Here is a 13,608-nt window from a genome sequence, read left to right on the forward strand (position 1 = left end):
AAAGGGCGCTTAGCTCAGCTGGTTCAGAGCATCTGGTTTACACCCAGAGGGTCGGGGGTTCGAATCCCTCAGCGCCCACAGAATTAGGAAATTAAAAATGCTTCGTGAAGTCTTTCGCGAAGCATTTTTTGTTTTCTTACCTCTTTTATATAAACTTTCTACCCCCTTTATGCATTATAAATCAGGAAAAAGAGTTAATTTTGCAACCTGATAATTATCCGAACGACATATGAAACTTGATTTATTAACGGCCATTTCTCCTATTGACGGCCGATACAGAGGTAAAGCTGAAGCTTTAGCTGCCTATTTTTCTGAATTTGCACTGATAAAATACCGCGTGCAGGTAGAGGTGGAATACTTCATTACTCTATGCGAACTACCATTACCGCAACTTAAAGGAATCGACAAAAGTGTATTTGAAGCCTTACGTGCTATCTATCGTAACTTCTCTGAAGCAGATGCTCAGCGTATCAAAGATATAGAGAGTGTTACTAATCACGATGTGAAAGCAGTAGAATATTTTTTGAAAGAAGAATTTGATAAATTGGGCGGATTGGATGACTACAAGGAGTTTATTCACTTCGGCCTGACTTCACAAGATATTAATAACACCTCTATCCCTCTTTCGATAAAAGAGGCATTGGAGCAGGTGTATTACCCGCAGATCGAAGAACTGATAGCTCAGTTGAAAACGTATGCTACAGAATGGGACGCTATTCCGATGCTTGCCAAGACACATGGACAACCTGCATCTCCAACCCGTTTGGGTAAAGAGGTGATGGTATTTGTGTATCGTTTGGAACGTCAGTTGGCGGCGTTGAAAGCAGCTCCCGTAACTGCAAAGTTTGGTGGAGCAACCGGTAACTATAATGCGCACCGCGTAGCTTATCCGGAGTATGACTGGAAGGCGTTTGGTAATCGTTTTGTTGCAGAAAAATTAGGCCTGGAGCGTGAAGAGTATACTACCCAGATATCAAATTATGATAATTTGTCGGCTATCTTTGACGCAATGAAGCGTATTAATACGATAATGATTGATATGAACCGCGACTTCTGGCAGTATATCTCTATGGAGTACTTTAAGCAGAAGATAAAAGCTGGTGAAGTAGGTTCAAGTGCGATGCCGCATAAAGTGAATCCAATAGATTTTGAAAATGCTGAAGGTAATCTTGGAATAGCAAATGCCATTCTTGAGCACTTGGCGGTGAAATTGCCGGTATCCCGTTTGCAGCGTGACTTGACAGATTCTACTGTGTTGCGTAATGTGGGTGTGCCGTTCGGGCATATTATTATCGCTATTCAGAGTTCTCTGAAGGGATTGCGTAAATTGTTGCTGAACGAGTCGGCTATTTACCGCGATTTGGACAATTGCTGGAGTGTGGTTGCTGAGGCTATTCAGACAATATTGCGCCGCGAGGCTTATCCGCACCCGTATGAGGCCTTGAAAGCGCTGACAAGAACTAATCAGGCAATAACGGAAAGCTCTATTAAAGAGTTTATCGAAGGGCTGAATGTTAGTGAAGATATAAAGAAAGAATTAAGAGTGATAACTCCGCATACATATACGGGACTCTAAAAAAAACTCTGAAATACCGGCCGTGAGGCCTATGTTTAATTTTTATTCGAATAAAGTAATGAGTACAGAAAACGAAGAATGGCGTGACAACTCTAATGAAGAGAACACAGGCGCCGGCCGTGATGGTAACAGATCTTACAACAGAGAAGGTGGATATAATCGCCCTTCTTACAACAATCGTGAAGGTGGCGATCGTCCGTATCGTCCAAGATTCAATTCTAATGGTGAAGGCAGCGACCGCCCGCAACGTTCTTATGGTGACCGTCCGCAACGTCCTTCTTATAATCGTGAAGGCGGTGATCGCCCGTATCGTCCGCGTTTTAACAATAACAACGAGGGTGGCGACCGTCCGCAGCGCTCCTATGGTGATCGTCCTGCTTATGGTGACCGTCCGCAACGCCCTTCATATAATAACAATCGCGATGGCGGTGACCGTCCGTATCGTCCGCGTTTTAACAATAACAACGAAGGTGGCGACCGTCCACAGCGTTCTTATGGCGACCGTCCGCAGCGTCCTTCTTATAATCGTGAAGGTGGTGACCGTCCGTATCGTCCGCGTTTTAACAATAACAACGAGGGTGGCGACCGTCCACAGCGTTCTTATGGCGACCGTCCGCAACGTCCTTCTTATAATCGCGAAGGTGGTGACCGTCCGTATCGTCCGCGCTTTAATAATGGAGGCGAAGGCCGTCCGCAAGGATTTGCCCGTCCGCAGCGTCGTACAGGTGACTATGATCCCAATGCGAAATATAGTAAGAAGAAACAGATAGAGTATAAGGAACAGTTTGTTGATCCGAATGAACCGATTCGTTTGAATAAATTCCTGGCTAATGCAGGTGTTTGTTCACGTCGTGAAGCCGATGAATTTATCACAGCCGGCGTTGTTTCGGTGAATGGTGAAGTGGTAACGGAATTGGGTACTAAGATCAAACGTGCTGATGTCGTGAAGTTCCATGATGAAACGGTAAGCATTGAACGTAAGGTGTATGTGCTGCTGAATAAGCCGAAAGATTGTGTGACTACTTCTGATGATCCTCAGGCGCGTCTTACTGTAATGGATCTTGTGAAAGGAGCTTGTAGCGAACGTATCTATCCGGTAGGACGTCTGGACCGTAATACTACTGGTGTGTTGTTGCTGACGAATGATGGCGATCTGGCTTCTAAGCTGACGCATCCTAAGTTCTTGAAGAAGAAAATCTACCATGTTTATCTGGATAAGAATCTGACAAAAGCGGATATGGATCAAATTGCTGCCGGTGTTGAACTGGAAGATGGTGAAATCCATGCAGATGCAATCAGTTATGCCGACGATATTAAACGTGATCAGGTGGGTATTGAAATCCATTCCGGAAAGAACCGTATTGTTCGTCGTATTTTTGAATCATTGGGCTATAAAGTGGTAAAACTGGATCGCGTATTCTTTGCCGGTCTTACTAAAAAAGGGTTGCGTCGTGGTGAATGGCGTTATCTGACAGAACAGGAAGTAAATTTCCTGCGCATGGGATCTTTTGAATAATATAATAATGTATATACAATAGTTATGGAAAAGATTAGTAGAACAAAAATTGTCGACCTGATGAAGCGCGAAGACTTTGGCGCTATGGTCAATGTGAAAGGATGGGTTCGTACCCGTAGAGGTAGCAAACAAGTAAACTTTATCGCACTGAATGACGGTTCTACAATAAATAACGTACAGGTAGTAGTTGACCTGGCTAACTTTGATGAGGAAATGCTGAAACTGATCACTACAGGCGCTTGTGTAAGTGTAAATGGGGTGATGGTTGAGTCGGTAGGCTCGGGGCAGAAAGTTGAGGTGCAAGCTCGTGAAATAGAGGTGCTGGGTACTTGTGATAATACATATCCGTTGCAGAAGAAGGGACATTCAATGGAGTTCCTTCGTGAAATAGCACATTTGCGCCCCCGCACTAACACGTTTGGTGCAGTGTTCCGCATTCGTCATAACATGGCGATAGCTATTCATCAGTTTTTCCATGAGAGAGGATTTTTCTATTTCCATACGCCGATTATTACGGCTTCGGATTGTGAAGGAGCAGGCCAAATGTTTCAGGTTACTACTAAGAACTTATATGATCTGAAGAAGGATGAAACCGGTTCTATCATTTATGATGACGATTTCTTTGGAAAACAAGCGAGTCTGACTGTCTCGGGACAGTTGGAAGGTGAGTTAGCTGCAACTGCTTTGGGGGCTATTTATACATTTGGACCGACATTCCGCGCAGAAAACTCGAATACGCCTCGTCATCTTGCTGAGTTCTGGATGATTGAACCGGAAGTGGCGTTCAATGATATCACAGATAACATGAATCTGGCCGAAGAGTTTATAAAATACTGCGTGCAATGGGCTTTGGACAATTGCGCCGATGATGTGAAGTTCTTGAACGACATGTTTGATAAGGGCTTGATAGAGCGTTTGCAAGGCGTGTTGAAAGAAGATTTTGTACGTTTGCCTTATACAGACGGTATTAAGATTCTGGAAGATGCCGTAGCTAAAGGGCATAAGTTTGAATTCCCTGTTTATTGGGGAGTTGATTTGGCCTCTGAGCACGAACGTTATTTGGTGGAAGAACATTTCAAACGTCCCGTAATTCTGACTGATTATCCGAAGGAAATCAAAGCTTTCTATATGAAGCAGAATGAAGATGGAAAGACAGTACGTGCTATGGATGTGTTGTTCCCGAAGATTGGTGAAATTATCGGAGGGTCAGAGCGTGAGTCTGATTATGATAAGTTAGTTACCCGTATCGAGGAACTTCATATCCCGATGAAAGATATGTGGTGGTATCTGGATACGCGTAAATTTGGTACTTGTCCTCATTCAGGTTTCGGACTTGGCTTTGAGCGCCTGTTGCTCTTTGTGACAGGTATGGCTAATATACGTGACGTTATTCCGTTCCCGCGTACACCGCGTAACGCTGAATTCTAATAAAACAGTTTCTCAATAGAGGGGCTTGTATCTTTTTAAGGTACAAGCCTTTTTTATTGCTTTACATTTGTTTGATTCTCAAAAGATTTTTTTATATTTGTAAGCGACAGGCCTTGAAAGTATTAACTAAAAATAATACGGCGATGAAAAAACTCTATTTCTTTACCATATTGATGGCGATGCTGTTGATGGTAACAGGTGTTATGGCTCAGAAAAAAGCGAAGTTTCAACCTGCTAATCTGAAAGGAATCTGGCAACTGTGTCATTATGTGTCAGAACTTCCGGATGTTCCGGGAGTGTTAAAGCCCAGTAATACATTCAAGGTTTTAAGCGATGACGGACGGATTGTGAATTTTACCATAATTCCCGGACAGGATGCCATCATTACCGGATATGGTACTTATAAGCAAGTGACGGAGCATTCTTATAAGGAAAGTATAGAGAAAAACATTCATCTTCCTATGCTTGATAATAAGGATAATATTCTCGAATTTGAGATAGAAGACAATGATCTGCTCCATTTAAAGTATTTTATAGCAAAAGACCTGAACGGTAATGAACTGAATTCCTGGTTTCATGAAACATGGAAGAGGGTGGAGATGCCGGCTGTATTTCCGGAAGATATCGTAAGGTAAGAAAATGAATGGATGACATAGGAAGAAGAAAAGAGATCAGTTTTTTTGATTTTGATAAGAATTTGTACAAAATCTAAATATCTTAGGATAAAAATAATATTCAAGTATTCGATTACTGCTTACTTTTGTTGTCGTGCTATGATGGCAGGCGGCAAAACTGAATACATCTATTATTTTTATATATGAAACATCATTTCTTTTCTTTGTTAATGGCTTTGTTCTTTTCGGGAAGTCTTTTAGGACAGGAGCAAAGTTCTTATATTCACTATTTGACTTCAAAAGAACATCCGGTGACTATTCATTTGTCAGACGCTATGTTGATGCATGAAATGCGGGAAACTCCCTCTCCATTGAATAATGCGGTGGTTGGTGAGCGGGCTGTTTCTTTGATGTGGCCTTTGGCTGGAGATAATCAGATACATGGGAGTGGACTCGATGGTATGGAGACACCTAAAGTAAGTAAATCATCTCAAATGTATCGGGTTCGTCTTTCACAAGACCGTAATTTTAAAGATAATGTAATAGAAGCAGTTTGTTCATGGCCTTTTTACAATCCCGAAATTCCTCTTGTAGATGGTGTCTGGTACTGGCAATACGGATATGTGGAAGGAGGAAACACTTCCTGGTCGGAGGTTTTGAAATTTACGCAAGAACCGCATCAGGATCGTTTTTCTCCTCCCTCATTCAAAACGTTTATAAGTAAACTACCATCGAGGCATCCACGTGTGTTGGTTGCTTCGGACGAGTGGGATACCTTTATTTCTCAAAGCGAGGATGCTCCTGAGCGAGCCTGGTATATTGCACGTGCAGAAAAGACATTGAAAGTTCCGATGAAACATATTGATGACACGGATACAAGTAAAATGGCTGATTTGGATAATGAGGTAAAACGTAATGCACTTCTTACCCGGGAAAGCCGGCGTATTGTAGATAAAGAAGAGGTCAATGCTGAGGTGTTTGTACGTGCTTATCTGTTGACTAAGGACGATCGTTATTATAAAGAAGCAATGAAGCGCATCCTCGAAATGATGAAGTGGGAGGAGAGTCCGAATTTTGTAGGTGACTTTAATGAATCGGCATTGCTTTCTCTTTGTTCTATGGCTTATGATGCTTTTTATGATAAGTTGGATGCTTCGCAAAAAAGATTATTGTTGAAAGAGGTACAAAAGAATGGAACGAAGTTTTTTAATCGTTTTAACAATCATCTGGAGAACCATATTGCCGATAATCATGTGTGGCAAATGGCTTTTCGTATCTTTACGATGGCAACTTTCAGTGTGTATGGTGATCTGCCGGAAGCCGAAGTGTGGGCTGATTATTGTTATAATTTGTGGGTGGCTCGTTTTCCCGGATTAAACCAGGATGGTGCATGGCACAATGGTGATTCTTATTTTCATGTCAATATTCGTACACTGATAGAGGTGCCTTATTTTTATAGTCGCATCAGTGGGTATGATTTTTTCTCTGATCCATGGTATGAGGGTTCGGCTATGTACGTTATCTATCAACAACCGCCTTTCTCGAAATCAGCGGGTAATGGAAGCTCTCATCAAAATGTGTTGCAACCTAATGGGGTTCGTGTGGGATATGCCGATGCATTGGCCCGGTTAATAAATAATACTTATAGTGCCGATTATGTACGGTGTATTTTGCAAAAGGAACCGGATTTGTTGCGCAAAGCTTTTATGGCTAAGACGGGAGATCTTTCCTGGTTTCGTCTTCAGAATCATACCCCTTTGCCGGAAGGTAGGAAAATGAAAGATCTTCCTCTTGCTTATGTGTTCCCACAAACGGGGGTAGCGACACTGATGTCTGATTGGGAGAATTTCAGCCGGAATGCAATGCTTACTTTTCGTAGTAGTCCGTATGGGTCGACCTCGCATGCTATTGCCAATCAAAATGCTTTCAATACATTCTTTGACGGGAAACCTCTCTTTTACAGTAGCGGACATCATATAAGTTTCACGGATGAGCATAGTGTATATTGTCATAGAAGTACACGGGCGCATAATAGTATTCTTGTCAATGGCATGGGGCAGAGAATAGGTACCGAAGGATATGGATGGATACCAAGATACTACACTGGCAAACGAATATCTTATTTTGTAGGAGATGCTTCCAATGCTTATGGTGAGGTGATTTCTCCTCTTTGGCTGGCTCGAGGGCGGGACTCTGGTCTTGAGTATTCACCTGCTAATGGTTGGGATAAGAATCGGTTGAAAACTTTTCGGCGACATATTGTTGAATTGGGAAATGCGGGACTTATTTTCATTTATGATGAATTGGAGGCCGACACAGCTGTCACCTGGAGTTATCTTTTGCACACAATAGAACATCCGATGATTATAAAAAATGATAAGGGGGTGATGCACATTACTGCAACGAATGCAGGAGGGGTGTCGGATGCTTATCTTTTTGCAAATGATAAACTGGAAACGAAGCAGACAGATCAGTTTTTCTACCCGGCTGTCAATTGGTTACGTGCAGATGACAAAGGATATTTTGCTCCCTACAAAAATCACTGGCATTTCACCGCGACATCTCCGCATAGTCCGGTATACCGCTTTGCTACTGTTGTGAGTACGCATGGGCAGGGGAGTGCCGGCGTTGTTCCTGAAAAAATATCGAAAGATACCTTAAAAGCCGGTGGATGGATAATAAAGATGAATATATCTCCTAAAGGAAAAGCTACTTTCACAATAGAGAATAAAGCGGAAAACATAGTTCTGGAATATGATGGAAGTACAAAGATAACAGAAGAGGGGCGAACTGTGATTTTGAAAGATCAGGTTCCGGAGCTGGAAATTTAAATATACTGATACAGTGTCCCTTTTTAACTATCCCTTACACAACTCTACAAGATTTTGTTCATAAGAGTGACAGGGGGTAAGGGAGAATCCATGTAAAAAGAACTTCGAATATAGGTAACATGGATTGGAGAGGTCTGAATGGGGGATATTTCCGGATGGGGATTATGTTTTTCTTACCCTTGTCTTTCAATCTGATAAATCCAAAAAAAGATAGAAATACTTTGCCAATTCAAAGAAAAGCCGTACTTTTGCAAGCCGATTATTATCACAAAAGGATAAGAGATTAATTCATAGCAAGTTAATCTTCCTTTGTCCGGGGAAGATTAATAAGTGGTGAGCAAATTTTTAGTAGTAACATTTAAAAAACAAATTAAGAGTGGATACTTTAAGTTACAAGACCATTTCTGCAAACAAGGCAACTGTAACCAAAGAATGGGTTATTGTTGATGCTACAGACCAAACTTTAGGTCGTCTGGGCGCAAAAGTTGCGAAACTGTTGAGAGGAAAGTATAAACCAAACTTTACTCCTCATGTAGACTGCGGTGATAACGTTATTATCATTAATGCAGACAAAGTTAAATTAACTGGTAACAAATGGAATGACAGAGTTTATTTGTCATATACTGGTTATCCTGGTGGTCAGAGAGAAATGACTCCTGCCCGTTTGATCGCTAAACCTAACGGCGAAGACAGATTACTGAGAAAGGTAGTAAAGGGTATGCTTCCTAAAAATAGACTGGGAGCTAAATTGCTGAGCAATATGTATGTATACGCTGGTAGCGAACACAAACACGATGCACAGAACCCGAAATCAATTGATATAAACTTACTTAAATAAGATATAATGGAAGTAGTAAATGCATTAGGCAGACGTAAACGTGCTATTGCACGTGTATTCGTAAGCGAAGGTACAGGAAAGATTACTATTAACAAGAGAGACCTTGCAGAGTACTTTCCATCAACTATTCTTCAGTATGTAGTAAAACAACCGTTGAACAAGTTAGGTGTTGCTGAGAAGTATGACATCAAAGTAAACTTGTGTGGTGGTGGTTTCACTGGTCAGTCTCAGGCACTGCGTTTAGCTATTGCCCGTGCACTGGTTAAGATGAATGCTGAAGATAAAGCTGCTCTTCGTGCTGAAGGATTCATGACACGTGATCCCCGTTCTGTTGAACGTAAGAAACCGGGTCAGCCAAAAGCTCGTAGAAGATTCCAGTTCAGTAAGCGTTAATGTGCTGCCTGACGGAATATGTTTAGTATCTAAACTACCGGGACTCTTTTATCAGGCTACCCGGCGGTTGGTTTAGAAAAACAAAAAAGAAAGTAAACGATTTAAAGAAAAAACAAGATGTCAAGAACAAATTTTGATACATTACTGGAAGCCGGTTGCCACTTCGGACACCTTAAAAGAAAGTGGAACCCTGCAATGGCTCCTTATATTTTCATGGAACGCAATGGTATTCACATCATTGACCTCCACAAAACTGTTGCAAAAGTAGATGAAGCTGCTGAAGCTTTGAAACAAATTGCAAAATCAGGCAAGAAAGTCCTTTTTGTTGCTACTAAAAAACAAGCTAAACAAGTTGTAGCTGATAAAGCTGCATCTGTAAATATGCCTTATGTTATCGAACGTTGGCCGGGTGGTATGTTGACTAACTTCCCTACTATCCGTAAGGCTGTGAAAAAGATGGCTACTATCGATAAGTTGACTAACGATGGTACTTACTCTAATCTTTCTAAAAGAGAAATCCTTCAGATCTCTCGTCAGCGTGCTAAGCTGGACAAGACATTGGGTTCTATCGCTGACCTGACTCGTTTGCCGTCTGCTTTGTTCGTTATCGACGTAATGAAAGAAAACATCGCTGTTCGCGAAGCTAACCGTTTGGGAATTCCTGTATTTGGTATCGTTGATACTAATTCAGATCCTTCAAACGTAGATTTCGTAATTCCGGCAAATGATGACGCTACTAAATCAATCGAAGTAATTCTTGAAGCTTGCTGCGCTGCTATGCAGGAAGGTTTGGAAGAAAGAAAAGCTGAGAAGATTGATATGGAAGCAGCTGGTGAAGCTCCTGCTAATAAAGGTAAGAAAAAATCAACTAAGGCCAGACTCGATAAGTCCGACGAAGAAGCAATCAATGCAGCTAAAGCTGCTGCCTTCATTAAGGAAGACGAAGAGGCTTAATATATTGTAAGTAGTCAGTAGTAAGTAGTTAAGTAGTAAGTAGCAGTACTTCTACTTTATGTAGCCAACATTCTACTTGACTACTTAACTACTTAATACTTGACTACTTTTTTTATAAACGAACTTAAAATAGGAAAATATTATGGCTGTAACAATGGCTGATATAACCAAGCTGCGCAAAATGACCGGAGCTGGTATGATGGATTGCAAAAATGCGTTGACAGAAGCTAATGGTGACTTTGATGGCGCTATGAAAATTATCCGTGAAAAAGGACAGGCAGTTGCTGCAAAACGTTCTGACCGTGAAGCTTCAGAAGGTTGTGTACTCGTGAAAGTTGCTGATGGCTTTGGCGCTATCATTGCTTTGAAATGCGAAACTGACTTCGTTGCTAAAAATGAAGATTTCATCAAATTGACTCAGAATATTCTGGATGCTGCTGTAGCTAACAAGTGCAAGACTCTGGAAGAAGTACAGGCTTTGCCAATGGGTGACGTTACTATTGCTCAGGCTGTAACAGACAGAAGTGGTATCACCGGAGAAAAAATGGAACTGGATGGTTACATGACTTTGGAAGGTCCTGCTATTGCTACTTACAATCATCAGGGTAAGAACTTCCTTTGTACAATGGTTGCTTTGAGCAAAGAAGTAGATCCGAAAGTTGGCCATGAGGTTGCTATGCAGGTTGCTGCTATGAACCCGATTGCAGTAGACGAAGCTGGTGTACCTGCTGATGTATTGGAAAAAGAAAAAGAAATTGCAGCTGACAAAGCTCGTCAGGAAGGTAAACCTGAGAACATGATTGAAAAGATCGCTATGGGTCGTATCGGTAAGTTCTATAAAGAGGTTTGCTTGTTGAAGCAAGAATACATTCAGGATGGTAAAATGACTGTTGCTGAATATCTGAAGTCAGTAGATAAAGATCTGACTGTTACTGCATTCAAACGCTTTACTTTAAGAGCTGAATAATTCAGTAGTAAAAAATATAAAAACGGCCGCTCGGAAATAGTTCTATAGCGGCCGTTTTCTTTTTTTTATAATATATTATTCATCGCCTGTCGCACCTCCCCGTGCGGGAAGCACCACTAACCTATGGGTTTGGTTCTTGTATAACCTTCTTTTTTTAGGAGTTCAAGTATTTTTTGTTTGAAATCGCCTTGTATCATGATTTCTCCATCTTTTGCTGCTCCTCCTACGCCGCATTTGGTTTTTAGTTGCTTTCCCAATTCTTTCAGATCATTGTCGGTACCGACAAAACCGGTGATGAGTGTTACTACCTTTCCGCCCCGGTTTTTACGATCCAGTTGTACACGTAAGTTTTGTTGGGCGGGGGCAAGTGTTACCTGTTCCTCATCGTCATCCATTTCATAATTGAAATCCGGGTTTGTGGAATAAACCACATTCAATCGTTCTTTCCAGTCATTATTCTTCATATCATTCATTCTTTTATATAGGTTCAAAGATAATGCAAACCGAGAGTAGAATAAAATGAACTCATTCATTTTTTATGTCGGTGTGCAGCTTATCTTCGCTTTTGGGCAAAAGTAATATTTTGTATTGACCCTTGCAATCTTTTGTGCTTTTTGTCGTCTAATACATATATTATGATAAATAGTAACTATGACAGCTTTTTATTGAAACGCAAATGATCGCAGATTAAATGGTTACGCTATACTTGAGCGATGATATTCTTTGCGTAAATCTGCGTTTCAATAATAGTATCATATAATTTAGAATGATTACTTAGAAAAAACTGGAATGAAAAGATATTTATGGTTTATAATATTCAGTTTCTTGACTTTATCTTCTATAGCACAAGTGTTTAAAGGGAAAATTGTAAATGAGAAAGGAGAACCGGTACCTTATGCATCCCTTTATTTGAAGGAATTGAGATGGGGATTTACTACTGATGATAATGGGTGCTTTCAAACAGAGCTTAAACCAGGACATTATACTTGTGAGATTTCTTCACTGGGATACACAGGACAGAGTCTTTCTATACAGATGCCTGCCGGAGGATTAGAAAAGAATGTTGTACTTGCTGAACGTATCTATTCTCTGAATGAAGTAAGTGTGGTAAAAGGAGCGGAAGACCCTGCGTATGCCGTTATGCGAAGAGCGATAGCCAATGCACCTTATTATCGGACTCAGGTAACTGGTTTTACTGCTGAAACCTATTTGAAGGGTACGGGGAAAGTGAAAAGTATTCCTGCGGTGTTAAAACTGTCCAAAGAGGTAAGAACGGAATCGAAAAAAATGTTAGGGAAACTGTTCTTGCTGGAAGAACAGCGGAAGGTTACATTCAAAGCTCCCAATATCTGGAAAGATACGGTAAAAGCTTACAGTAATACTTTTCCGGAAGAGATTCAGATAAACATGGGACTGGCAACTGTCAATCTCTATAATCCTACCATTTTTGATAAGATATCTCCATTGAGTAAAGGTGCTTTTTCTTATTATCGTTTTAAGATGGAAGGCTTCTATGCCGAAGGTGGGCATATGATAAATAAAATTAAGGTGATTCCTAAAAAAGATAATCCGCAATTGGTGGCGGGTGATCTGTATATTGTTGAAGATCTTTGGTGCGTTTCTGCAACCAGTCTTTCGGTTCGTATGGGCGGATTAAAAGCCATGGTAAAAGTGACTTGCAAAGAAGTGCAGCCCTCGGCTTTTTTGGCTACTTCTACCAGTATGGAATGCACTATCGATATGATGGGGTTCAAAGCGGAGGCATCTTATTTAGCTTCGGTACATTATGAATGCGTAGAAACGGTTGGTGGATTTAGGATGCAGGAACAAAAGGCATCTGAGGCTACGGTAATTCATGCAAAAATCACGAAGAAACAGGAAAAGGTACAGAAGCAGATAAAAGAACTCTCTGCAAAAGAAGATTTGACAATGAGTGAGGCTTATAAGTTATCCAAGCTGATGGAGAAATCAATAACAGCGTCCGATATGCTAAAATCTGAGCATAAGTATGAGCGGAGATCACTTGCCGAACGTTGGAATGTAGCAACTGACTCATTGGCAGATAAAAAAGATTCTCTCTACTGGGCAGCAATTCGTAGTGTCCCTTTAAAGCCGGAAGAGGTACAGAGCTATATTAATAAAGAGAAATTAATGGCTCCGAAAGATTCACTTCGGAAAGACAGTATAAAAAGACATCCTGTCGCAAGAAAGGTCTTGCAGGCTTTCTTTGTAGGGGATACATACCGGACTAAGAACAAGAAGGCCTGGATAAGTTTGTACGGACTACCTTCATATATTCCTGAATATAATTTTGTGGATGGATTCTGGTTAGGAGTACGTTTGGAAGGGGGAATTAAATTATCGGAGACTACAACTCTTCGGCTATCTCCATCTATCTATTATACTACTGCCCGTAACAGGGCCGACGCATTAAATAAATTACTATTGCATATGTACTTTTCTTATTGTTATTTAATTGAATATTAATTGT

The 13,608-nt window shown here is 40.9% G+C and carries 10 protein-coding genes, 1 tRNA gene and 1 pseudogene; 11 read left to right on the plus strand and 1 reads right to left on the minus strand.

Annotated elements, in window-relative coordinates; genetic code table 11:
* Positions 1-3: 3 nt before the first annotated feature.
* The 10 genes from ACESQI_RS13400 to tsf all read left to right on the plus strand — a co-directional run bounded on the left by ACESQI_RS13400 (position 4) and on the right by tsf (position 11,117).
* Positions 4-78 (plus strand) — tRNA-Val (locus ACESQI_RS13400).
* A 151-nt stretch (positions 79-229) separates the two neighbouring features.
* Complete coding sequence (gene purB, locus ACESQI_RS13405; RefSeq protein ID WP_373126308.1) at positions 230-1,576, plus strand: adenylosuccinate lyase; 1,347 nt, start codon at positions 230-232, stop codon at positions 1,574-1,576.
* 58 nt (positions 1,577-1,634) lie between these two features.
* Positions 1,635-3,092, plus strand: a complete 1,458-nt coding sequence (locus ACESQI_RS13410) for a pseudouridine synthase (protein ID WP_122202270.1) — start codon at positions 1,635-1,637, stop codon at positions 3,090-3,092.
* Between the two features lie 24 nt (positions 3,093-3,116).
* The gene (gene asnS / locus ACESQI_RS13415; protein ID WP_044095542.1) at positions 3,117-4,520 is read left to right on the plus strand and encodes an asparagine--tRNA ligase; all 1,404 of its coding nucleotides are present in this window, start codon (positions 3,117-3,119) and stop codon (positions 4,518-4,520) included.
* 143 nt (positions 4,521-4,663) lie between these two features.
* Positions 4,664-5,155, plus strand: coding sequence for a DUF4488 domain-containing protein (locus tag ACESQI_RS13420; protein ID WP_002562285.1), 492 nt, complete (start codon positions 4,664-4,666; stop codon positions 5,153-5,155).
* Positions 5,156-5,364: 209 nt separating this feature from the next.
* Positions 5,365-7,965 (plus strand): DUF4962 domain-containing protein, encoded by a 2,601-nt coding sequence (locus ACESQI_RS13425; protein WP_373126315.1) that lies wholly within the window; start codon positions 5,365-5,367, stop codon positions 7,963-7,965.
* 376 nt (positions 7,966-8,341) lie between these two features.
* The gene (gene rplM / locus ACESQI_RS13430) at positions 8,342-8,803 is read left to right on the plus strand and encodes a 50S ribosomal protein L13 (RefSeq protein WP_025867467.1); all 462 of its coding nucleotides are present in this window, start codon (positions 8,342-8,344) and stop codon (positions 8,801-8,803) included.
* Positions 8,804-8,809: 6 nt separating this feature from the next.
* Complete coding sequence (gene rpsI, locus ACESQI_RS13435; protein ID WP_002562282.1) at positions 8,810-9,196, plus strand: 30S ribosomal protein S9; 387 nt, start codon at positions 8,810-8,812, stop codon at positions 9,194-9,196.
* Positions 9,197-9,313: 117 nt separating this feature from the next.
* The gene (rpsB, locus tag ACESQI_RS13440) at positions 9,314-10,150 is read left to right on the plus strand and encodes a 30S ribosomal protein S2 (protein WP_002562281.1); all 837 of its coding nucleotides are present in this window, start codon (positions 9,314-9,316) and stop codon (positions 10,148-10,150) included.
* 142 nt (positions 10,151-10,292) lie between these two features.
* Entirely contained in the window at positions 10,293-11,117 is an 825-nt protein-coding gene (gene tsf / locus ACESQI_RS13445; RefSeq protein ID WP_002562280.1) for a translation elongation factor Ts, read from the plus strand.
* Between the two features lie 116 nt (positions 11,118-11,233).
* Here tsf and ACESQI_RS13450 read toward each other — a convergent pair whose 3' ends face one another.
* Entirely contained in the window at positions 11,234-11,581 is a 348-nt protein-coding gene (locus ACESQI_RS13450) for a translation initiation factor (protein ID WP_002562279.1), read from the minus strand.
* A 325-nt stretch (positions 11,582-11,906) separates the two neighbouring features.
* Between ACESQI_RS13450 and ACESQI_RS13455 the strand changes: the two are divergent.
* Positions 11,907-13,568, plus strand: a pseudogene (locus ACESQI_RS13455) (DUF5686 family protein); the annotation flags it as partial.
* Positions 13,569-13,608 lie beyond the last annotated feature (40 nt).

Source organism: Bacteroides sp. HPS0048, assembly GCF_964240755.1.
Lineage (GTDB): Bacteria > Bacteroidota > Bacteroidia > Bacteroidales > Bacteroidaceae > Bacteroides > Bacteroides nordii.

Coding starts and splice junctions, on each gene's coding strand:
- purB (WP_373126308.1), top strand. CDS start 230: ATGAAACTTGATTTATTAACGGCCATTTCTCCTATTGACGGCCGATAC.
- ACESQI_RS13410 (WP_122202270.1), top strand. CDS start 1,635: ATGAGTACAGAAAACGAAGAATGGCGTGACAACTCTAATGAAGAGAAC.
- asnS (WP_044095542.1), top strand. CDS start 3,117: ATGGAAAAGATTAGTAGAACAAAAATTGTCGACCTGATGAAGCGCGAA.
- ACESQI_RS13420 (WP_002562285.1), top strand. CDS start 4,664: ATGAAAAAACTCTATTTCTTTACCATATTGATGGCGATGCTGTTGATG.
- ACESQI_RS13425 (WP_373126315.1), top strand. CDS start 5,365: ATGGCTTTGTTCTTTTCGGGAAGTCTTTTAGGACAGGAGCAAAGTTCT.
- rpsI (WP_002562282.1), top strand. CDS start 8,810: ATGGAAGTAGTAAATGCATTAGGCAGACGTAAACGTGCTATTGCACGT.
- rpsB (WP_002562281.1), top strand. CDS start 9,314: ATGTCAAGAACAAATTTTGATACATTACTGGAAGCCGGTTGCCACTTC.
- tsf (WP_002562280.1), top strand. CDS start 10,293: ATGGCTGTAACAATGGCTGATATAACCAAGCTGCGCAAAATGACCGGA.
- ACESQI_RS13450 (WP_002562279.1), bottom strand. CDS start 11,581: ATGAAGAATAATGACTGGAAAGAACGATTGAATGTGGTTTATTCCACA.